Annotated in this window: 17 protein-coding genes; 12 read left to right on the plus strand and 5 right to left on the minus strand. The window is 74.2% G+C overall.

Annotated features, from left to right (window positions below; genetic code table 11):
• Positions 1-165: 165 nt before the first annotated feature.
• Both ACFWYM_RS15555 and ACFWYM_RS15560 read right to left on the minus strand, forming a co-directional pair.
• Positions 166-3360, minus strand: a complete 3195-nt coding sequence (locus tag ACFWYM_RS15555; protein ID WP_384835960.1) for a sacsin N-terminal ATP-binding-like domain-containing protein — start codon at positions 3358-3360, stop codon at positions 166-168.
• A 370-nt stretch (positions 3361-3730) separates the two neighbouring features.
• Complete coding sequence (locus ACFWYM_RS15560) at positions 3731-4669, minus strand: DUF3027 domain-containing protein (protein WP_384835963.1); 939 nt, start codon at positions 4667-4669, stop codon at positions 3731-3733.
• A gap of 400 nt (positions 4670-5069) precedes the next feature.
• Here ACFWYM_RS15560 and ACFWYM_RS15565 point away from each other — a divergent pair, with 400 nt between their 5' ends.
• The 4 genes from ACFWYM_RS15565 to ACFWYM_RS15580 all read left to right on the plus strand — a co-directional run bounded on the left by ACFWYM_RS15565 (position 5070) and on the right by ACFWYM_RS15580 (position 8663).
• Positions 5070-6479 (plus strand): MFS transporter, encoded by a 1410-nt coding sequence (locus ACFWYM_RS15565; protein WP_384835966.1) that lies wholly within the window; start codon positions 5070-5072, stop codon positions 6477-6479.
• A 112-nt stretch (positions 6480-6591) separates the two neighbouring features.
• Positions 6592-7095, plus strand: a complete 504-nt coding sequence (locus ACFWYM_RS15570; protein ID WP_384835968.1) for a hypothetical protein — start codon at positions 6592-6594, stop codon at positions 7093-7095.
• Between the two features lie 25 nt (positions 7096-7120).
• Positions 7121-7789 (plus strand): futalosine hydrolase, encoded by a 669-nt coding sequence (locus ACFWYM_RS15575; RefSeq protein WP_384835971.1) that lies wholly within the window; start codon positions 7121-7123, stop codon positions 7787-7789.
• Positions 7779-8663, plus strand: a complete 885-nt coding sequence (locus ACFWYM_RS15580) for a 1,4-dihydroxy-6-naphthoate synthase (RefSeq protein ID WP_384835974.1) — start codon at positions 7779-7781, stop codon at positions 8661-8663. Before ACFWYM_RS15575 ends, ACFWYM_RS15580 begins: the two co-directional genes overlap by 11 nt.
• A gap of 53 nt (positions 8664-8716) precedes the next feature.
• On the opposite strand, the gene ACFWYM_RS15585 is transcribed toward ACFWYM_RS15580, so the two are convergent.
• Positions 8717-9100, minus strand: a complete 384-nt coding sequence (locus tag ACFWYM_RS15585; protein ID WP_055701393.1) for a cold-shock protein — start codon at positions 9098-9100, stop codon at positions 8717-8719.
• A 156-nt stretch (positions 9101-9256) separates the two neighbouring features.
• Between ACFWYM_RS15585 and ACFWYM_RS15590 the strand changes: the two genes are divergently transcribed.
• On the plus strand, positions 9257-9505 hold the full coding sequence (locus tag ACFWYM_RS15590) for a hypothetical protein (RefSeq protein WP_384835977.1): 249 nt from the start codon (positions 9257-9259) through the stop codon (positions 9503-9505).
• A 20-nt stretch (positions 9506-9525) separates the two neighbouring features.
• Here ACFWYM_RS15590 and ACFWYM_RS15595 read toward each other — a convergent pair whose 3' ends face one another.
• The gene (locus tag ACFWYM_RS15595) at positions 9526-10143 is read right to left on the minus strand and encodes an HAD family hydrolase (RefSeq protein ID WP_384835980.1); all 618 of its coding nucleotides are present in this window, start codon (positions 10141-10143) and stop codon (positions 9526-9528) included.
• A gap of 150 nt (positions 10144-10293) precedes the next feature.
• On the opposite strand from ACFWYM_RS15595, the gene ACFWYM_RS15600 reads away from it, so the two are divergent.
• From ACFWYM_RS15600 to ACFWYM_RS15615, 4 genes are read left to right on the plus strand one after another with little or no spacing between them, the layout of a single operon-like run.
• On the plus strand, positions 10294-11292 hold the full coding sequence (locus tag ACFWYM_RS15600) for a FecCD family ABC transporter permease (protein WP_384835983.1): 999 nt from the start codon (positions 10294-10296) through the stop codon (positions 11290-11292).
• Positions 11289-12383 carry a FecCD family ABC transporter permease gene (locus tag ACFWYM_RS15605; protein WP_384835986.1) on the plus strand — a complete coding sequence of 365 codons (1095 nt, stop codon included), beginning with the start codon at positions 11289-11291 and terminating at the stop codon, positions 12381-12383. The genes ACFWYM_RS15600 and ACFWYM_RS15605 overlap by 4 nt, the downstream gene beginning before the upstream one ends.
• Positions 12380-13276 (plus strand): ABC transporter ATP-binding protein, encoded by an 897-nt coding sequence (locus ACFWYM_RS15610; protein WP_384835989.1) that lies wholly within the window; start codon positions 12380-12382, stop codon positions 13274-13276. Before ACFWYM_RS15605 ends, ACFWYM_RS15610 begins: the two co-directional genes overlap by 4 nt.
• Positions 13273-14256 (plus strand): ABC transporter substrate-binding protein, encoded by a 984-nt coding sequence (locus ACFWYM_RS15615; RefSeq protein WP_384835992.1) that lies wholly within the window; start codon positions 13273-13275, stop codon positions 14254-14256. Before ACFWYM_RS15610 ends, ACFWYM_RS15615 begins: the two co-directional genes overlap by 4 nt.
• Before the next feature lie 44 nt (positions 14257-14300).
• Here ACFWYM_RS15615 and ACFWYM_RS15620 read toward each other — a convergent pair whose 3' ends face one another.
• Positions 14301-15404 (minus strand): hypothetical protein, encoded by a 1104-nt coding sequence (locus tag ACFWYM_RS15620; RefSeq protein WP_384835995.1) that lies wholly within the window; start codon positions 15402-15404, stop codon positions 14301-14303.
• A gap of 111 nt (positions 15405-15515) precedes the next feature.
• Between ACFWYM_RS15620 and ACFWYM_RS15625 the strand changes: the two genes are divergently transcribed.
• The 3 genes from ACFWYM_RS15625 (at position 15516) to ACFWYM_RS15635 (ending at position 19642) form a co-directional block, all read left to right on the plus strand.
• Positions 15516-18050 carry a helicase-associated domain-containing protein gene (locus tag ACFWYM_RS15625; RefSeq protein ID WP_384835998.1) on the plus strand — a complete coding sequence of 845 codons (2535 nt, stop codon included), beginning with the start codon at positions 15516-15518 and terminating at the stop codon, positions 18048-18050.
• Between the two features lie 111 nt (positions 18051-18161).
• Positions 18162-18371 carry a hypothetical protein gene (locus ACFWYM_RS15630; protein ID WP_384836001.1) on the plus strand — a complete coding sequence of 70 codons (210 nt, stop codon included), beginning with the start codon at positions 18162-18164 and terminating at the stop codon, positions 18369-18371.
• A gap of 50 nt (positions 18372-18421) precedes the next feature.
• Positions 18422-19642 carry a glycosyltransferase 87 family protein gene (locus ACFWYM_RS15635; protein ID WP_384836004.1) on the plus strand — a complete coding sequence of 407 codons (1221 nt, stop codon included), beginning with the start codon at positions 18422-18424 and terminating at the stop codon, positions 19640-19642.
• Positions 19643-19722: the final 80 nt, after the last annotated feature.

A 19722-nucleotide genomic window follows, 5' to 3' on the forward strand; every position in this document is an offset into this window, starting at 1 on the left:
CGTTTCCCCAGGTGGAGAAGGGGGCTCCGCGGAGCGTCGCCGCTGTCACGCGGAGCCCGAGTGATCTAGGAGTCTGTTGACTCGGGAGATCAGACCCACGACGGGGGCGCAGGGTTGTACAGGAAGTTAACTTCTGTACAACCCCACAAACCCCCCGCTCCGCACTCAGTCGAACCAGCGGTCCCGCGCCAGCTCCTGTGTCCGCGACGGGTCCTCCAGAAGAGCCGCCACCTCGAAGCGGCGCGGCCAGTGCCCGGTGGCCCACGCGAGCCCCGCCGCGACGCCCTCCAGGGTCGCGGCGTGCACGGCCCCGTCGCTCGCCCGGCGCCAGTCGAGGGGGGTCTCCCCCGCGAGCAGCTCCTCGTGCTCCACGTACGTGCGCGGCGTCGAAGGACCGAGGAGCACCCGTACGGAATCGGGCACGTCACGCTCCACCCCGGCCGACGTCACCTCGGCGGGCACCGACCCGCTGAGCCTGCGCACCTGGAACAGCTCGGCAAGGTCCGCCGCCTTCCCCGGCTGTACGGGCAGCAGCGGCACCCCGGCGGTCAGCGGCAGCAGGTCCGGGGCGTCGGCGACCAGCGCGTCGGCCGCGTCCACCACCCGCACCTCGCCGTCCACGACGGCCCGCAGCTCGTCCGGGAGCGTCACCTGCTCGGGATCGAGGTCCGCCAACGCGCTGTAGAGGGCGTGCAGTTGACCGGGGGAAACGGTCCTGTCCGGGTCCGCGAGCCGGTCGAGCAGCTCGGCGGCGCCCCCCGGCTCGCCGAGCAGCGCGGCCACCGACGTCCGCACTCCCAGCGCACGCAGCACCTGCTCGTCGTCGAAGCCGGTGGCATCCGCCTCGTCGTACAGCCCGGCGAGCAGCGGGTCGCTCCCCGCGGCGCGCAGACCCGCCGGACGACGGCCGCCGATGACCGGGTGACCGCGCAGCCACCACGCGGTGTACGAGCGGACGGACTCGGTGGTGCCGTCGGGCAGCAGCACCCGCAGCGGCTGGGTCAGGGCGTCCCGCAGCGGCGGCCGCGACAGCAGCGCGAGCGCCCGCGGCCACTGCTCGTCGTCGACCAGGTCCAGATCCCGTACGGCGATGAGCTCCGTCGCGACCGGCGGCACCGGGCTGTCGGGCAGCCGGTCGAGCACGTCCTCGCACCACACGTCCACGGCGTCGAGCAGACCCGCGTCGTCGGGCTCGGCGAAGTCGCCCTCGCGGGGCTCCAGTTCGTCCGGGTCCAGGACGGTGTCGGCGGCGCGCACCAGCGCGAAGTTCGCGAGCACCCCACAGGCGGCGAGCGGCTGCTCCCCCCACCGCTCCGCCAACTCCTCGTCGACGGCGGCGAGTTCACCCTCCCGCATGACCTGCGCGAAGTCGCTCCCGGGCAGCACGAGCTCCCCGGCGGGCGCCGGCTCCCCGTCCTCGTCGGGCAGCGCGAGCGCACCGAGCCACGGCTCGTCGCCGGGGGCGAGGTGCGCGTCCCGCACGAGCCCGAGCACCAGCTCCGCCAACTCCTCCCCGTCCAGGGAGGTTTCGGCCGCCTCGTCCTCGTACCAGGTGTCGTCGTCGAGGGAGGCGGCGACGGCGGCGCGCACCTGCGGGGTGGTGAGGACGGCGCGGGGCGTGGCGGGCAGCGCGCCGAGCTTCTCCAACAGGGGGTGGGCGGCGTCGGGGTGGGCGACCTTGAGACCGAGGCGGGCCAGGGCGGCGGGGTTGTTGTCCCCCTCCGCCGTGGGCAGGAGGATCTGCCGGGGCCCGATCGTCGTCCGCCCGTCGGCCAGCGGAACGGGCAGCCCGCTCAGCCGGTCCGGGTCGACGCCCGCCAGGGTGTCGTAGAGCCGCCGCCACCAGGAGGGCTCCCGCTCCAGGCCCGCGAGCCGGTCGACGGCCTCGGTCAGCGGGACCCGGGCCACGTCCAACGTCCGCAGCTCAGCTCGGCGTTCGAGCCCGGCGGGCAGCAGGCTCGGCAGCACCTCGGCGAGCACGCGTACGGTGTCGGCGCCCGCGCCCTCGACGACCTCGGCGTCGCGGGGGCGCAGCGCCTCGGGCAGCATGTCGTCGTCATCGTCGGCACCACCACCGCGCTGCGCGGCAGGGGGCAGGAAGGCGGTGCGCGGCAGCCGTTCGAGCACGGCGTGCCGCAGCGCCCCGTCCAGCTCCCCCGAGCCGAGCGGCCCCGGCACGAGCCCGATGGCGCCCTCGGTCACCGGCCGCCAGCCGTCGAGGAGTTCGGCGTAGGCGTCGGCGGCGCGCTGCACCAGGAAGTCGGTGAGCGGCCCGGGGGCGGCGTGCCGGCGCGTGGTGTCCAGCGGGAACGAGGCGATGAGCAGGGCGGGCACGCCGAGCGGCTCGTCGCTCGGGGTCGGCGCGTGCACGACGGGCGCGGTGCGCGGCCGCTCGGGCCCGCCGTCGGCCGCGGTGGGCACGGCCCAGGTCACGGACCAGTGGGGGCGCAGCCGCTCCTCGACGGGCCGGTCCTTGAGGAGGGCGGGGTCGAGGGGGCCGTGGGCGCTGTGGGTGCGCCAGCGCGTCGTAGCAGTACCGGTGCTGCTGTCCGTACCGGTGGCGCTGTCTGTACCGGTGGTGCTGTCCTCGACGACGGTGTACGGGGGTTCGTCGCGGCGGCGGAGGGTGCGGACGGTGCCGTCGGGGGTCTCGACGCGGACCTCGGTGAGGCCCGGGAGGGCCAGCAGGAGGGCGTCGTCGATGCCGTCGAGGAGGCGGGCCACGAGGTCCTCGGCGGCGGCGTCGCGCAGCGGCAGGATGACGACGGAGTCATAGCCGTCGGGGGCGGTGCCCTCGGCGGGGAGCGGCAGCCGCAGCAACGGCACGTGCCCGTCGCGCCGCCGGATCTCCTCGCCGAGTCCCGGGCTGAACCGGGCGGTCTCGGCGGCGAGTTCACGGGCCTCGGCGAGGGACCAGCGGATGCCGCCGGTGCGGCCGACGAGGGCGGGCTCGTCGGAGACGGCGAGGACGGCGGCGAAGCCGACGCCGAAGCGGCCGACGCTGCCGGTCCCCTCTCCCGGCCGGCTCTCCCTCTTGGCGGAGGCGCGGAGGGTGGACAGCGACTCGACGCCCGCCGCGTCCAGCGGGGCGCCGTTGTTGGCGGCGGCGAGGACGCCGTCCCGGAGGGTGAGGGCGAGGCGGCCCGGGACGCGGGCGCGGGCCGCGGCGTCGGCGGCGTTCTGGGCGAGCTCGACGACGAGGCGGTCGCGGTAGCCGCCGAGGGCGAGGTCTTCCTCGGCGTTGGCGTCCTCGCGGAAGCGGGCGGGGGCTGCGGCCCAGCCGTCCAGGACGGTGCGGCGGAGGCGGGTGGTGCCGAAGGGGTCGGTTCCCTCGGGGGCGGGCCGCACGGGCTTGCTCACGGTCACTCCTTGTTGCCGTCCGCGGATTCGGGCGAACGCTACCGCGTGGCTGGGGCGGGCTTTCCCCCTCCCCACCCCTACCCGAATGCCCCGACTCCGTCGGCCTGGGGTGCCCGTCCTGGGGCTTCGCCCCTAGACCCCGCTATCGGCGCTGAACGCGCCTCGTCCTCAAACGCCGGACGGGCTGAAATGCCCCCAGCCGCGGCCGAGCACACTCAGCCCGTCCGGCGTTTGAGGACGAGCCCTTAAGGCGATACGGGGTGCTCCAGGGCCGACGGAGTCGGCGGATTCGGGAAGGGGCGCCCGCGCGCGGAGCGCGCTGAAGGATGCGGCGGGGAAAGAACCGCCGGAGGCAAGCCCCAGCCCCCACCTACGAGTGGCCGAGATCCTCGCTCGGCCCCGCCGCCGTCACCGACCCCGAGTCGGAGTCGGGACGCAGCGGCAGGACGTCGACGCGGGTCTCGTCCAGAACCGGCGGGGCCGGCCGCGGAGGCTTCGGCATGACCGCCGCCTCCGAGTGGCCACCACACCCGTACGAGAGGGAGACCACCCTCCCGTCCGCGGGCCCGAACTCGTTCGCGCACACCCCGAACGCCTGCCCCAACGACCCGCCGATCGGCGCCAGGAAGCCACAGCTGGCGCACGACGCGGGCGCCGCCTGCGCCATCGGGGTCTTCCCCCCGTACGCCTCCTCCCAGCGGTCGGCCGCCGTGTGCAGGCCGTAGCGGGAGAGGACGCGGGCACGGCGCATGCCCAGTTCGTCGGCGACCGCGGCGATCGAGCCGCGCGCGGGCGCCACCGGAAGGTTCGCGGGCGAGCCCGAGGTGACCTCGGCGTCCTCCGCCTCCACCAGCTCCGCCATCTCCTCCGAGACCGCGGAGTTCGGCGGGGGCTCCTCCTCGCCGGAGAAGCCGGGCTCCAGGCGGAGGTCCTCGGCGTCCGTGGGGAGCAGGTCGCCGGGGCCCATGTCGCCGGGGCGGAGCCGCTCGCTCCACGGCACCCACTCGGGTGCGAGGAGGGCGTCCGGGCCGGGCAGCAGAACCGTCTCGTCGAGCGTGACGACCTTCGCGCGCGAGGCCCGGGCGACGGTCACCGCCCAGCGCCAGCCGCGGTAGCCGGGCTCCTTGCACTCGAAGAGGTGCGTGACGACGCGATCGCCCTCGACGACGACTTCGACGTGCTCCCCGACCACGCCGGGCGCCGCCGCCTCCTCGGCCGCCGCGCGGGCGAGGCCGACCGCCTCCGCGCAGAGCCGGTCGGGCGTACGCGGGGTGCGCGGGGTACGGCTTCGCGTTGTCGCTGCGCTCACAGGTATCGCTTCTCTCCTACGCCGTCTCACGAGTGCGCCACCCTTACGCGGAGGTGCGGACGGAGCGGACCGGAGGGCCGCGTCGACGTCCGCGCCCGACGTTCTCGGGCGCACCTACGTCATCCATTCTGCGGGATGACCGAGAGGCGCGCGGCCAAGAACAACCGCCGCAGGCGCGCTACGCACGCTACCTGTTCCCGGCGCCCGCGCCCACACCGACGTACGACTCCTCGTGCTCCGACCCTGCTCCCGGCGCGCTCCCGCGGTGCCCGCGGGGCCCCGGTGGTGGCGTTCCGGGCGGTCTCCCGGCGCGTTCCCGGCGCGTTCCCGGCGGGGATCTTCCTTCAGACGCCCGTCCATAAATGCACTAGCCAGGCCCCTCAGAGGGCACTATGACGGGGTGGCTCCCACGAGGTCGTCCTATGGATCGGACCGGCCGGGCCTGGTGAGACGGGCCGGCCGTGCGGTCGGCCGCGCCCTGCACCTGCCGTTCACCGGCACGGCGCGCGGCATCCGCAAGGCCACCCATGCGCACGGCGCGGGCGAGTCGGGGCTCGGCAAGCTGATCGAGCTGCACGCGGTGAACGGCGCGGGCGACGTGATGGTCACCGTCGCGCTCGCCTCGACCGTCTTCTTCTCCGTGCCGACCGACGAGGCGCGCGGGCGCGTCGCCCTCTACCTCGCCATCACCATGGCCCCCTTCACTCTCCTCGCCCCCGTCATCGGCCCGCTCCTGGACCGCCTGCCGCACGGCCGCCGGGCCGCGATGGCGGGCGCGATGCTGGCCCGGGCGCTGCTCGCGCTGGTCCTGTCCGGGGCGGTCGTCACCGGCAGCATGGAGCTGTATCCGGCGGCGCTCGGCGTGCTGGTGTCGTCGAAGGCGTACGGGGTGGTGCGCAGCGCCGTCGTGCCGCGCCTGCTGCCGCCGCGCTTCTCCCTGGTGAAGGCGAACTCGCGGGTCACGCTCGGCGGGCTGCTCGCGACGGGCATCGCCGCGCCGATCGGGGCGGGGCTGCAGTCGGTCGGGCCGCGCTGGCCGCTCTACGGGGCGTTCGTGATCTTCATGTGCGGGATGTTCCTGTCGCTCTCGCTGCCGCACAAGGTCGACTCGGCGAAGGGCGAGGACAAGGCGCTGCTCGCCGCCGACGAGGCACATCTGCACGGCCCGGCGGCCCGGGAGGCGGCGGCCACCGGGGGCCGTGAGCGGCGGCCGGGGCTGCGGACCGTGGGGCCCGCCGTGACCCATGCGCTCGGGGCCAACGCCACGCTGCGCTGTCTGTCCGGCTTCCTCATCTTCTTCCTGGCGTTCCTGCTGCGCGAGGAGCCCCTGGCCGGGCAGAGCGCCGCGGTGTCGCTGGGGATAGTGGGAGTGTCGGCGGGCGCGGGCAACGCGCTCGGCACGGCGGTCGGCGCGTGGCTGCAGTCGCGGGCCCCGGAGATCATCATCGTGACCGTCGTCGGCGTCGTCCTCGGCGTCGCGGTCACCGCGGCGGTCTTCTTCGGGGCGGTGGGCGTGGCGTGCCTCGGCGCGGTCGCCGGGTTCGCGCAGGCGCTCGCGAAGCTGTCGCTCGACGCGCTGATCCAGCGGGACGTGCCGGAGCAGGTGCGCACCTCGGCGTTCGCGCGCTCCGAGACGCTGCTGCAGATGGCGTGGGTGGTGGGCGGAGCGATCGGCATCGCGCTGCCGCTGATCGGGCAGGTGGGTCTGTCGGTGGCGGCGTCGATCGTGGCGCTCGGCTGGGCTTCGACGGTGCGGGGGCTGCTCGCCTCGGCCCGGCACGGCGGGGCGCGGCGGGCCAGGGTCGCCTGACGGCGCGGGTGTGCACGCCCGGCGGTGCGGGTCCGCGCGCCGCCGGTACCGGGTCCGCGGCACGCCGACCCCACGTGGCGGGCGGGCCCGAGGGGCCCGATAGCCTTCCCGCATGACCTCCCAGCCCCGCGGCCGTACCAGCGTGACGCGCCGCCGCCGCACCGTGGCCGCCATCGGCGCCGTCTCCGCCGGACTCCTCGTCCTGTCCGCCTGTGACAAGCCGACCCCGATGGCCACCGTGACGATCGGCAAGAACTCGGTGAACTCGCAGGCCACCTGCTACGACGACGGCAAGGACATCGGCCGCAAGAAGGCCATCGCGTGCGCCCTCAAGAAGGCGTCGAAGTCGATCTCGATGGGCCAGGGCGACACCCTGCGCATCGGCGTCGACCCGGAGGTCGCGGACACGGGCTGGTCGCTGTACATCAACGGCCAGCAGGTCACCAACCCCTCCAAGAAGACCTACTTCGCCTTCCAGGGCGTCGACCTCTTCGCCCCGCAGCAGGGCCAGCCGGCCCCGAAGCAGCTGTACATCAGCGTCGTCGAGCAGAACAAGGCGGGCGACGAGTACAAGGGCGTGTGGAACTTCAAGCTCAAGAACGCGGACGAGGACTGACCGAGCGAGCCGTCCCCTCTCCCGCATGCGTGTCCTGATCGCCACCGCCGTCCCGGCCGAACGGGACGCGGTGGCTCGCGCGTTCACGACCGCCCCCGCCGGTGCCTTCGACGTCCTCGCCGTGGGGGTCGGCCCGGCCGCCGCCGCGGCGGGCACGGCCACCGCACTGGCCCGTGCCGACGTCCCGTACGACCTCGTCGTCTCCGCGGGCATCGGCGGCGGCTTCGCCCCGGACGCGCCCGTCGGCTCGCTCGTCGTGGCCGACGCCATCACCGTCGCCGACCTCGGCGCGGAGTCCCCGGACTCCCCCGGCGGCTTCCTGCCGGTCACCGAACTCGGTTTCGGGGCCGTCACCCACGGTCCGCCGCTTTCCCTCGTACGAGATGTCGCCGCCGCCACCGGTGCGGCGACCGGGACGGTCCTGACCGTGTCGACGGTGACGGGCACGGCGGCGCGGGCCGAGGCGCTGCGCGCACGTCACCCGGGGGCCCTCGCCGAGGCGATGGAGGGCTTCGGGGTCGCCGAGGCCGCCGCCGCGCACGGGCTGCCCGTCCTGGAGATCCGCGCGGTCTCCAACCCCGTCGGCCCGCGCGACCGCGCCGCCTGGCGCATCGGGGACGCGCTCGCCGCCCTCACCGACGCCTTCGGGAAGTTCCCACCGGTACTGGAGAGTTGGACCCAGCATGACGACTGACCCCACGGACGGCCGGACGGACGGCCGCACGGACGCCGCGCTGAAGATCGCGTACTCCCCCTGCCCCAACGACACCTTCGTCTTCGACGCCTGGGCCCACGGCCGCGTCCCCGGCGCGCCCGCCCTCGACGTCACCTTCGCGGACATCGACATCACCAACGGCATGGCGGAGCGCGGTGAGTTGGATGTCCTGAAGGTGTCGTACGCCGTCCTGCCGTACGTCCTCGACGAGTACGCGCTGCTGCCCTGCGGGGGTGCGCTGGGGCGCGGGTGCGGGCCGCTGGTGCTGACCCGGGAGCCGGGGGTGGACCTGGCGGGCAGGACGGTGGCCGTCCCGAGCGAGAAGTCCACCGCGTATCTGCTGTTCCGGCTGTGGGCGGCGGACGTGGTGCCGGGCGGGGTCGGCGAGATCGTGGTGCTGCCCTTCGACCAGATCATGCCGGCGGTGCGGGACGGGAAGGTGGACGCGGGCCTGGTCATCCACGAGGCGCGCTTCACGTACCAGAACTACGGGCTCAACTGCCTTGCGGACATGGGGGAGCACTGGGAGGCGACGACGGGCCTGCCCATCCCGCTGGGGGCGATCATCGCGAAGCGGGCGCTGGGAGAGGCCGTGCTGCGGGAGCTGGCCGCCGCGGCGCGCACCTCGGTCCGCATGGCCTGGGACGACCCCGAGGTGTCCCGGCCCTACGTCCTGGAGCACGCCCAGGAGATGGACCCGGCGGTCGCCGACCAGCACATCGGCCTGTACGTGAACGAGTTCACCGCCGACCTCGGGGAGGACGGGTACGCGGCGGTGCGGGGGCTGCTGACGCGGGCGGCGGCGGAGGGTCTGGTGCCGGCGCTGGCGCCGGGTGCGCTGGCGTTCCCGTAACGGAACGCCGGACGGGCTGCATCAGCCCGTCCGGCGTTCGAGAGTGGGGGGAGCTAGACGTCCAGTTGGTCCGCCACCGCGCGCAGGAGGCCGGCGATCTTGGCGCCGGACGCCTTGTCCGGGTAGCGGCCCTTCTCCAGCATCGGCGTGATGTTCTCCAGAAGCGTGGTCAAGTCCTGGACGATGGAGGCGAGTTCGTCCGGCTTGCGGCGCTGCGCCGCCGCCACGGACGGCGTCGGGTCGAGGATCGTCACCGACAGGGCCTGGTCGCCCCGCTGCCCCGCGACCACGCCGAACTCGACGCGCTGTCCGGGCTTGAGTGTGTCGACGCCGGCGGGCAGGACGGAGGAGTGCACGAAGACGTCACCGCCGTCGTCACGGGAGAGGAAGCCGAAGCCCTTCTCGCTGTTGAACCACTTGACCTTGCCGGTAGGCACGTGAAGTCCTCGTCCTCGTACTTGTCGTCGTGAAAAACGGCTCTGGATAGCACTACAGCGGGTCGACCGACCCGCCAGCTCCAAGACTATTGGTCCCGGGGCCGCTGACAAGACGTCCCCGGATTCTTCCTACGCGCTGGGAACTACCCTGGTCCGGTGCGTGACAAAACCCAAGCCAATTCCGCCGGACCGGGCGACGGCCTCGTCCGCGTCGGAGCGATCGTCTTCTTCGTCGGAGCCGTGGCCACACTGGTCACCGTGGCCCCGCTCTTCCTCGGTTCGGACCCCTTCCCGCCGATCGCGTACGCGGTGTGCATGCTGATGGGCGTGGGGTTCCTGATCGCCGCCGCGGGGGTGCTGCGCGGGGTCGCCGTGCAGCGCAGGCAGGCCAAGTCCCAGGCGTAGTCCCAGGCGGAGGCGTAGTCCTAGGCGGAGGCGTAGGAGGCGATCCAGGACGGGAACTCGGTCAGGTCGGCCAGGACCACGTCCGCGCCCGCCGCGCGCAGTTCCGCTGCGTCGCACGGCCCCGTCGGCACCGCGACGGAGAGCGCGCCCGCCGTACGCGCACCGCGTACATCACCGGTGTGGTCCCCGACGTACACGGACGCACCATGCTCCCGCAGGGCCTCCGCCTTGCGCTCGGCCCACAGGTTGCCGATGAGCTCGTCCGCGCCGAGGCCCAGGTGCGCCAGGTGGAGCTTGGCGCTGGGCTCGTACTTCGCGGTGACGACGATCGCGCGGCCGCCCGCCGCGTGCACCGCGTCGATCGCCTCGCGCGCGCCCGGCATCGCGAGCGACCCGGTGATCGCGTGTGTGGGATACATCTCACGGTAGAGGTCGCTCATCTCCGCGACCTTGTCGGCCGGGAACCAGTTCGCGATCTCCTCCTCCAGCGGCGGGCCGAGCCGCGTGACGACGAGGTCCGCGTCGATGTACGTGCCGGTGCGCTCGGAAAGCTCCAGGTAGACGGCGCGGATACCGGGCCTGGAATCGATCAGGGTCATGTCGAGGTCGAAGCCGACGGTCAACGCGCGTGAAGTCATGGGGCCATTGTGGCGCCACTGGGCCGGGCCGGGGCGCCCCTCCCCCGCCGTAGACTTAGCCAAGCCTTACCAAGGCTTACCGAGCCCGACCGCGGCTTGCCGAGACCGTCCCCTCTGCCCGTGAACAACCTCTGAAACGAGCCTCAGCCGATGCGTGTGCCAGCCAGACGCGCGGTCGCGATGACGGCGGCCGTCGTGGCCCTGCTGCTCGCGATTCTGCTCAGCCTCTCCGTCGGCGCCCGCGCCATCGCGCCCTCCGCCGTCCTCGACGCCCTGCTGCACGGCGGGCACAGCGACGCCGCCGAGGTGGTCCGCGGGATGCGGGTGCCGCGCACCGTGATCGGGGTGCTGGTCGGCGCCGCGCTCGCCGTCGCGGGCACCGCCCTGCAGGGCATCACCCGGAACCCCATCGCCGATCCCGGCATCCTCGGCGTCAGCCAGGGCGCCTCGGTGGGCGTCGTGCTCGCCATCGCGTTCGCGGGCGTGCACACGCTGACCGGGTACGTGTGGTGGGCGTTCGCGGGGGCCGGGATCGCCTCCGTCGCCGTGTACGCGATCGCGGCGAGCGGGCGGGGCGGCGCGACGCCCGTGAAGCTCGCGCTCGGCGGCGCCGCGATCAACGCGCTGCTCGTCTCGGTGACCACGTCGGTCCTCACCACGAAGGCGTCCGCGATCGACGAGTTCCGCTTCTGGCAGGTGGGTTCGCTCTCCGGGCGCGACGCCGCGATCGTCGGCCAGATCTGGCCGTTCCTCGTCGTGGGGCTGCTCCTCGTCGCCTCCGTGGCCCGGGGTCTTGACGCGCTCGCGCTCGGCGAGGACGTGGCGAAGGGGCTCGGGCAGAAGGTCGCGACGGTGCGCGTCGTGGGCGGGCTCGGGGCGACGGTCCTGACGGGCGCGGGCGTCGCGGCCGCCGGGCCCATCGCCTTCACCGGCCTCGCGGTCCCGCACATCGCCCGCGCCCTCGTGGGCGGCGGCCACCGCTGGGTGCTGCCGATGGCGGCGGTCCTCGGCCCGGTGATGCTGCTCGTGTCGGACACCGTGGGGCGCGTGATCTTCCCGCCGAGCGAGGTCCCGGCCGGTGTGATGACGGCGCTCATCGGGGTGCCGTTCCTGGTGGCGCTGGTGCGCAGGAAGGCGGTACCGGCGTGACCGCCACCCTCGGCACCACCCCCGAGCCCGCCCTGAACCCCCGGATCCGGCCCGCCGGTTACGCGGTACTCCGCGTGCGCGGGGCCGCGTTCATGGTGCACCGCAGGGCCGCCGTGGTGGCCACCACGCTCACCGTGCTGCTCGCCGCGGCCTGTCTCGCCTACCTCTGCGTGGGCGAGTCCTTCGTGCAGCCCGTCGAGGCCCTGAAGGTCGTCTTCGGGCAGCCGTCCCCGGACGAGCTGGTCGTGGGAACGCTGCGCGAGCCCCGCATGGTCGTCGGTCTCCTCGTCGGTGCCGCGTTCGGCGTCGCGGGCGGGCTCATCCAGACCGTCGCCCGCAACCCCCTCGCCAGCCCCGACATCATCGGCATCAGCCAGGGCGCGAGCGCGCTCACCGTCGGCGCGATGACCTTCGGCCTCACCTCGTACGCGGTGCTGCCCTATCTCTCGGTGCTCGGCGGGGTCCTCGCCGCCGCCCTCGTGTACGTCTTCGCCTGGCGCGGCGGTCTGCACGCCACCCGCTTCGTGCTCATCGGCATCGGCTTCGCGATCGCGTTGCGGTCCATCACCACGCTCTTCATGACGAAGGGCGACTACCTCGTCGCCCAGCAGGCGCAGATCTGGATGACGGGCTCCCTCAACGGGCGCGGCTGGGCCGAGGCGAACCCGCTCGGCCTGACCCTCCTCGTGCTGCTGCCCTTCGTCCTCTGGGCGGCCCGCGCACAGCGCTCGGTCACCCTCGACGACGACACCGCGACGGCGCTCGGGGTGCGCCTGGGACGCGTACGCCTGGGGCTCGTCGCGCTCGGCGTGGTGCTCGCGTCCGTGGCGACCGGCGCCGCCGGGCCCGTCGACTTCGTGGCGCTGCTCGCCCCGCAGATCGCCCGGCGCCTGACCCGCACCGCGCAGATCCCGCTGCTCAGTTCGGCGCTGCTGGGCGCGCTGATCGTCGTCCTCGCCGACCTGCTCGCCCGCCGTCTCTTCGCGCCGACCGAGCTTCCGGTGGGCGTCCTCACGGCGGCTGTCGGGGCGCCGTATCTGATCTGGCTCATCGTCCGGAGCCGTACCGTCCGCAATGGAGGCACCGCATGACGACGTCCCGCCCGTCTCCCGACCTCCGCCCCTCAACGAGCGCTGACGCGCGCACCTCTCGACTGTCGACCACGGAACTGACCCTCGCCTACGAGGACCGCGCCGTCGTGCACGAGCTCGACCTGGCGATCCCCGACGGCCGGGTCACGGTCATCGTCGGCCCCAACGCCTGCGGGAAGTCGACCACCCTGCGCGCCCTCGGGCGGCTGCTCAGGCCGAAGAGCGGTGCCGTGCTGCTCGACGGCGAGGAGCTCGCCAAGCTGCCGACGAAGAAGATCGCCCAGCGGATCGGGCTGCTCCCGCAGTCGCCCGTCGCCCCCGAGGCCATCACCGTCGCCGACCTCGTCTCGCGCGGCCGCCAGCCGCACCAGCACTGGTGGCAGCAGTGGTCCGACGAGGACGAGCGCGCCGTCACCGAGGCCATGGCGCGCACCGACGTCACCGCCCTCGCCGAGCGGTCCGTGGACGAGCTGTCCGGCGGGCAGCGGCAGCGCGTGTGGATCGCGATGGTCATCGCGCAGCAGACGGACCTGCTGCTCCTCGACGAGCCCACGACCTACCTCGACATCTCGCACCAGGTCGAAGTCCTCGATCTCGTACGCCAGTTGGCCGCACCGACCCCCGAGGGTGAGCCGGGCCGCACCGTGGCCGTCGTGCTGCACGACCTCAACCAGGCCGCCCGCTACGCCGATCACCTCGTCGCCATGAAGGCGGGGCGGATCGTCGCCGAGGGCGCCCCCTCGAAGATCGTCACCGCGGAGCTCGTACGGGAGGTCTTCGGCCTGGAGTGCGTGGTCGTCCCGGACCCGGTGACGGGCTCGCCCCTGATCGTCCCCGGCGCGCCCTGGAGCGCCACCGCCCCCAGTCCCACCGACGAAAGGCTCTCCTCATGACCGGCTCCCGCACCGTGCCCGCCCGCCGCCGCGCCCTCGCCGTCGGCGCGCTCGCACTGACCGGCGGGCTCGTCCTGTCCGCCTGCGGCTCCTCCGGCTCCGGCGACGGCGGCAAGGACGCGGGCGGCAGGACCCGCGCCGTCGACACCGCCATGGGCGAGGTCCAGGTGAAGGAGCACCCGCAGCGCGTCGTGGTGCTCGACACCGCCGAGCTGGACTCCGCGCTGACGCTCGGTGTGCAGCCGGTCGGGGCCACGCACGTCGAGGCCGCCGAGGGCTTCCCGAGCTATCTGCCGAAGGGCGAGCTCAAGGGCGTCAAGGACGTCGGCGTGATGGAGAGCCCCGACATGGAGGCCATCGCCGCGCTGAAGCCGGACCTCATCCTCACCAGCAAGATCCGGCACGGCGCCAAGTACGAGCAGCTGAAGAGCATCGCGCCGACCGTCATGACGGAGACCACCGGCTACCCCTGGCGGCAGAACTTCCAGGTGCACGCCGAGGCCCTCGGCAAGCAGGACGAGGCCAAGAAGGTCGCCGCCGCCTACATGGCGCACGCCAAGAAGGTGACGACGGCGCTCGGCGGCCCCGAGAAGGCCAGGGCGACCAAGGTCAACGTCCTCCGCTTCCTGGAGGGCGCCGACATCCGCCTCTACGGCGACCAGAGCTACATCGCGACGGTCCTCAAGGACGTCGGCCTCGGCCGCCCCGCGATCGTGAAGAAGGCGAAGGACGGGTTCTCCTACGACCTGAGCCCCGAGAAGATCGACCTCGCCGACACGGACGTCATCTTCCAGTCGACGTACGGCGACCCGAAGAAGGCGAAGGAGACGCAGACCGTCGGCAGCGGCCTGTGGAAGAACATGAAGGCCGTGAAGTCGGGCGACGTCCACAAGGTCGACGACGAGCTGTGGATCCAGGGCATCGGCTACACGGCGGCGAACAAGATCCTGGACGAGATGCAGCGCGATCTCACGAAGTAGTCCGCCGAATCAGTCCGAAGCAGGCCGCCCCGTACGGCAGTTGGTCACGGCCGTTGCCGCTGCGATCTCCACAGCAGGAAGAGCGCGGAGGCGACGGCCGCCCCCCGCAGCACCCACGGCCAGGTCTCCACGATCGCGTCGTTCATGTGCCCGTCCGCGATCGGCTCGCCCCAGCGGCCCTGGGTGCGGCCCCACAGCCAGGCGATGCCGCCCGCCGCCACCAGGCCCGGCATGCCGAGCACGGCCCACTTGGCCTCGGCCCGGCTGAGCTTGCGGGTGGTGTAGGCGATCACCCAGCCGACGCCGAGCGCGATGAGGTTGCCGACGATGGCGCCGACGGTGAGCAGGGCGGCGGCGATCAGGAGCAGCGGGTTCACGAAGGCGGGGCCCGAGCGGGGCTCCCTGGCGGGGGCGGAGCGGCGGCCGCCGCCGAGGATGCGGCGGCGGGGAGCGGCTTCGACGGCGCCGTCGTCGTCCTCGTCCTGCGCCTCGTCGCCCTCGGCCTCCTCTTCGTACTCCTCTTCCTCGTACTCCCCCTCTTCCTCCTCCGCCTCCTCTTCCTCACCCTGGGGCGGCGGGGGCTTGAGTATCTCGGGGATCTCCACGCCGCCGGTGAACCCGGGCAGGCTGTCGTCGAGCCCGAACGGGCTGGTGCGGCGGTCGACCCGCCACCAGTCCGGCTCCACGCCGCCGTGGTCGCCGAGCTCGTCCATGCCCGCGAGGTGCGGCGGGGAGGGGGCGTCGCGGCGCCGCTCCTGCGTCGGGGCGGGCTTGTCCAGGCGCGTCGTACGGGGGGCACGCGGGGTGCGGGGGCGGGGGACCTTGCGGCGCAGGCGCTCGGAGAGCGGGGCGTCGTCGGTGCCCGCCGCACGCTGCGAGGGAAGCTCGACACGGGTCTCCCGTGGCACGCGCGGGCCGTCGCCGCCCTCGCCCGCCGCGTCGACGAGCTCCTCCGGGGTGCCGAGGCTGCTGAGGAGACGGCGGACGCCCGCCGGGGTGTCGGCGGCCGTGGAGCGGCGGCGTTCGATCTCGCCGCGCAGCTCCGAGACGAGGCGCATACGGGTGCCGGAGGGCAGTTGACGCTGCTGGGCCACGTCGCCGACGCGGCTCAGGTAGTCGAAGACGAGCTTGTCGCTCTCGATCCCCACGAAGTCCCCTCCGGGGCGGCTCTGTTGACGGTTCTCCCCGCACGTGACGGTACCGCCTGCACCCGGTGACGTGGGCCCCCGGTGCCCACCCGACCCGCTACCGTGGGCCGGATGAGCACCCACGAGCAGGCGGCCGGGCAGGCCGCGGACTCCGCAGCGCGCCCTGCCGATGCAGTCCCGCGCTCCCTCGCCGAGTCCCTGCGCGCCAGCGGGGACGCCGAGCTCGCCGGGCTGCTCCGGGCCCGCCCCGACCTGCTCACCCCGGTGCCGAACGACCTCACGCAGCTCGCCACCCGGGCCGGCACCCGGGCCTCCGTGGTGCGCGCCCTCGACCACCTCGACCGGTTCGCGCAGCAGACCGCCGAGGCGCTCGCGGTGGCGCCCGACCCCGCCTCGTACGCGGAGCTCCTGAGCCTCCTCGCCGGGGACGGGCAGGACGGTGTGCGGGACCGGGGCGCCGTCGAGTCGGGACTGCGCCGGGCGCTCGGCACGCTGCGCGCACAGGCCCTGGTCTGGGGGCCCGACGACCGGCTCCGCCTGGTGCGCACCGTCCGCGAGCTGCTCGCGCCCGCCCCGCAGCACCCGTCCCCGACCGGGCTCGGGCCGACCGTCGCCGAGGCGACCGCCGGGATGTCGCCGGGCCGCATCCAGGAGATCGTCGCGGCGGTGGGCCTGCCCTCGACGCACGACGCGGTCTCCGCCGTGCACTCCCTGACCGGGCTGTTCACCGACCGCGCCCGGATGTCGGCGCTCCTGGACGAGGCGCCCGCCGCCGCCGTCGAGGTGCTCTCGCGCCTCGTCTGGGGGCCGCCGTACGGCCAGGTCACCGCCGAGCCGGCCGCGCATCTGCGCTGGCTCCTGGACCGCGCCCTGCTCGTGCCGACCTCGCCCGGCACCGTCGTGCTGCCCCGCGAGGCCGCCCTCCACCTGCGCGGCGGCCGCGCCCACCGCGCCGCCGAACCGCAGCCGCCCGAGGTCACGGCGGCCCGCGAACACCGCCCACAGGTTGTGGACGCTACGGCGGCGGGCCAGGCGTACACGGCGCTCGCCACCGTCGAGGAGCTCCTGAAGGACTGGGACGAGGGCGGGCCCGCGGTGCTGCGCGCGGGCGGGCTCAGCGTGCGCGACCTGAAGCGGACGGCGGTGGCCCTGGACGTGCCGGAGCCGCAGGCCGCGTTCTGGGTCGAACTCGCCTACGCCGCCGGGCTGCTGGCGGCCGACGGCGAGGCCGACGAGCGGTACGCGGCGACCCCCGCGTACGACGAGTGGCTCGAACTCCCCGCCGCCCAGCGCTGGTCGTCCCTCGCCTCCGCCTGGCTCGCCGCCACCCGCACCGCGGGCCTGGTCGGCGGCCGCGACGGCAAGGACCGCACCCTCTCCGCGCTCGGCCCGCACCTGGACCGCTCGGCCGCCCCCGAGGTGCGCCGCCGCGTCCTCGGCCTCATCGCGTCGCTGCCCGAGGGCGCGTCCCCGGACCCCGACTCGCTCCTGGGCCGCCTGCGCTGGCAGCGCCCGTCCCCCGCCTCCCTCGAACTGCGGACGAGGATGGCCCAATGGACCGTCACCGAGGCCGAGTTGCTCGGGGTGACGGGGCGCGGGGCGCTGTCTGCGCACGGCCGCGCGCTGCTGGGCCCGGACGGCAGCGCCGCACCGGCCACCGCCTTCGCCACGGGCCCCACCGCCGCCGAACTCGCCCTGGCCGCCGCCGCGTCGGGCCGCCTGCTCGCCCCGCTCCTGCCCGAACCCCTCGACCACGTGCTGCTCCAGGCCGACCTGACCGCCGTCGCGCCCGGCCCGCTGGAGCGCCCGCTCGCCGACGCGCTCGCCGTCCTCGCGGACGTCGAGTCGAAGGGCGGCGCCACGGTCTACCGCTTCACGCCCGGCTCCGTGCGGCGCGCGCTCGACGCCGGCCGGTCCGCGTCCGACCTGCACGCCTTCCTCGCCGCCCACTCCCGTACGCCGGTCCCGCAGCCCCTCACGTATCTGATCGACGACGTGGCGCGGCGCCACGGCCACCTGCGCATCGGCGCGGCATCCGCCTACGTCCGCTGCGACGACGAGGCGCTCCTGAACGAGATCCTCGCCGACAAGCGCTCGGCCGGGCTCCGCCTGCGCCGCCTAGCGCCCACCGTCCTGGCCGCCCAGGCCGACCCGGCGGGCCTCCTGGAAGGGCTGCGCTCCATGGGGTTCGCGCCCGCCGCCGAGGGCCCCGAGGGCGACGTCCTGATCGCCCGCGCACACGCCCACCGCACGCCCCCGCGCACGGCGCCCGAGCCGGTGCCGGACGGGCCGCCGCTGCCCGACGCCACCCTGATCGGCGCCGCCGTGCGCGCCATCCGCGCGGGCGACCTGGCCTCGACGGCCCCCCGCAAGGAGGGCGCCGGTGCGAGCGCCGCGCACACGTCGGGCGGCGAACTCCCGCGCACCACGGCCGCCGAGACCCTCGCCACGATGCAGGCCGCGGTGCTGACCGGGGACGCCCTGTGGATCGGCTACGTCAACGCGGAGGGCGCGGCGAGCCAGCGCGTCATCGCCCCGATCCGGGTCGAGGGCGGCTTCGTGACGGCGTACGACCACACGGCGGACGAGGTGCGGACGTATCCGCTGCACCGGGTGACGGGGGTCGCGGAGCTCGCGGAGGAGTAGACCCTGAGGGGGACCTAGGGGTCGGGCTCAGCCTGCGGGTGGACGGTGGGCGGCCACGGGTTACCCCCGCAGGCCGATGTGGATCAAACCGCCGCGATCCACCATGGATACATGAGCACCGCAGCCTTCAGCCCGTCGTCCGCGGCGGCCGCACCGGCCGCCTCCCTCTCAGCCCATGGGGCCACGGCGTCGTCCGCCGCGGCCCACCGTCCGCACCGCCTCGGTGACGCCCTGCGCGCCGCGAAGGTCTTCGTGAGCACGGCCTTCGGGGTCGTCGTCCTCGGGGAGTACGCGGAAGAGGCAGGCGTCCGCCGCGCCTGACCCGGGGTTACGGGGTCAACTCCCCACCCACCCACTACAGTCGACGGACTGTGACCCCTCGATCACAGTCCGCACTCACCCTGCTCACCGTCTCCCTCGCCGCTCTCGTCACCCTCTGCGCCCTCCAGGGCCTGCCCATGGCCGACGCCCTGGTCTACCGGGCGGAAGGCGCGGCCGTCGCGCACGGCGGCGACCTCTACGGCTTCACCGTCACCGAGTGGCAACTGCCCGCCACGTACCCGCCGTTCGCGGCGGTCCTCTTCGTCCCGACGACGTGGCTGCCGGTCGCCGCCCTCAAGGCCGCCTTCCTCGTCGTGAACACCGGCCTCCTCACCGCCCTCCTCCACCTCTCCGCGAAGCTGGCGGGCCTCCGGACGCGCCCCACGGCCCTGTGCGCCGCGACGGCCCTCGCCCTCTGGCTCGAACCCGTCTTCCAGACCGTCCTGTTCGGGCAGATCAACCTGGCCCTGGCCTGTCTGGTGCTGTGGGACCTCACACGGCCTCCGGGTTCCCCGGCGCACGGCTTCGGCATCGGTGTCGCCGCAGGGATCAAGCTCACTCCGGCCGTCTTCATCGCGTACCTGTTGCTCACGCGCCGCGTGCGTGAGGGCTGCACGGCGCTGGCCGCGTTCGCCGGCACGGTGCTCCTCGGCGCGCTCGTCCTCCCGTACGCCACCGTCGAGTTCTTCACCCGGCGGGTCTTCGAGACGGGCCGGGTCGGCAAGGCGTGGATCGTCGACAACCAGTCGCTGCAGGGGCTCGTCGCACGCGTCCTGCACACCGCGGAGCCGGGCCTCGCGTGGGCCGTTCCCGCGGGAGTCCTCGGCGTCGCGGGCCTGTGGCTGGCCCGCCGGAGCGGGGACGGGCCGTGGGGGATCCTGGCGACCGCCTGCACCGCGCTCCTGGTCTCCCCCATCAGCTGGTCCCACCACTGGGTGTGGTGCGTGCCGCTGCTCGTGCTGCTGTGGGCGCGGGGGCACCGGCGTACGGCAGCGGCGGTGGCGGTGGTCTTCACGGCCCGCACGATGTGGCTGCTGCCCCATGCGGGCGACCTGGACCTGCGACTGCCGTGGTGGCAGCAGGCGTTGGCGTCGCCGTATCCGCTGCTCGTGCTGGCGCTGACGCCGCTGGTGTGGCTAGGCGGGGTCGACGGGCCGCAGCGCGCTCATGCTGTCGAACAGCTCGATGAAGATGATGACCGCGACCTCTGCGACCACGTCGTACTCGGCGAGGATGCCGTCCGTGACGATCGCCTTGCGCAGCGTCCCTGAAGCGTTCATGGGGCGCGACTGCTCGTGGAACGGATCGGCCGCCAGTATCTCCACACCCTCCAAGAGGTAACGCTTGCGCT

The organism is Streptomyces sp. NPDC059009, assembly GCF_042740175.1.
GTDB lineage: Bacteria > Actinomycetota > Actinomycetes > Streptomycetales > Streptomycetaceae > Streptomyces.

What these genes read in the sequence shown, in the direction of transcription:
- ACFWYM_RS15570 (WP_384835968.1), top strand. Translation starts at nt 6,592, where the DNA reads ATGACCTCCCAGCCCCGCGGCCGTACCAGCGTGACGCGCCGCCGCCGC.
- ACFWYM_RS15575 (WP_384835971.1), top strand. Translation starts at nt 7,121, where the DNA reads ATGCGTGTCCTGATCGCCACCGCCGTCCCGGCCGAACGGGACGCGGTG.
- ACFWYM_RS15580 (WP_384835974.1), top strand. Translation starts at nt 7,779, where the DNA reads ATGACGACTGACCCCACGGACGGCCGGACGGACGGCCGCACGGACGCC.
- ACFWYM_RS15595 (WP_384835980.1), bottom strand. Translation starts at nt 10,143, where the DNA reads ATGACTTCACGCGCGTTGACCGTCGGCTTCGACCTCGACATGACCCTG.
- ACFWYM_RS15600 (WP_384835983.1), top strand. Translation starts at nt 10,294, where the DNA reads ATGCGTGTGCCAGCCAGACGCGCGGTCGCGATGACGGCGGCCGTCGTG.
- ACFWYM_RS15610 (WP_384835989.1), top strand. Translation starts at nt 12,380, where the DNA reads ATGACGACGTCCCGCCCGTCTCCCGACCTCCGCCCCTCAACGAGCGCT.
- ACFWYM_RS15615 (WP_384835992.1), top strand. Translation starts at nt 13,273, where the DNA reads ATGACCGGCTCCCGCACCGTGCCCGCCCGCCGCCGCGCCCTCGCCGTC.
- ACFWYM_RS15625 (WP_384835998.1), top strand. Translation starts at nt 15,516, where the DNA reads ATGAGCACCCACGAGCAGGCGGCCGGGCAGGCCGCGGACTCCGCAGCG.
- ACFWYM_RS15630 (WP_384836001.1), top strand. Translation starts at nt 18,162, where the DNA reads ATGAGCACCGCAGCCTTCAGCCCGTCGTCCGCGGCGGCCGCACCGGCC.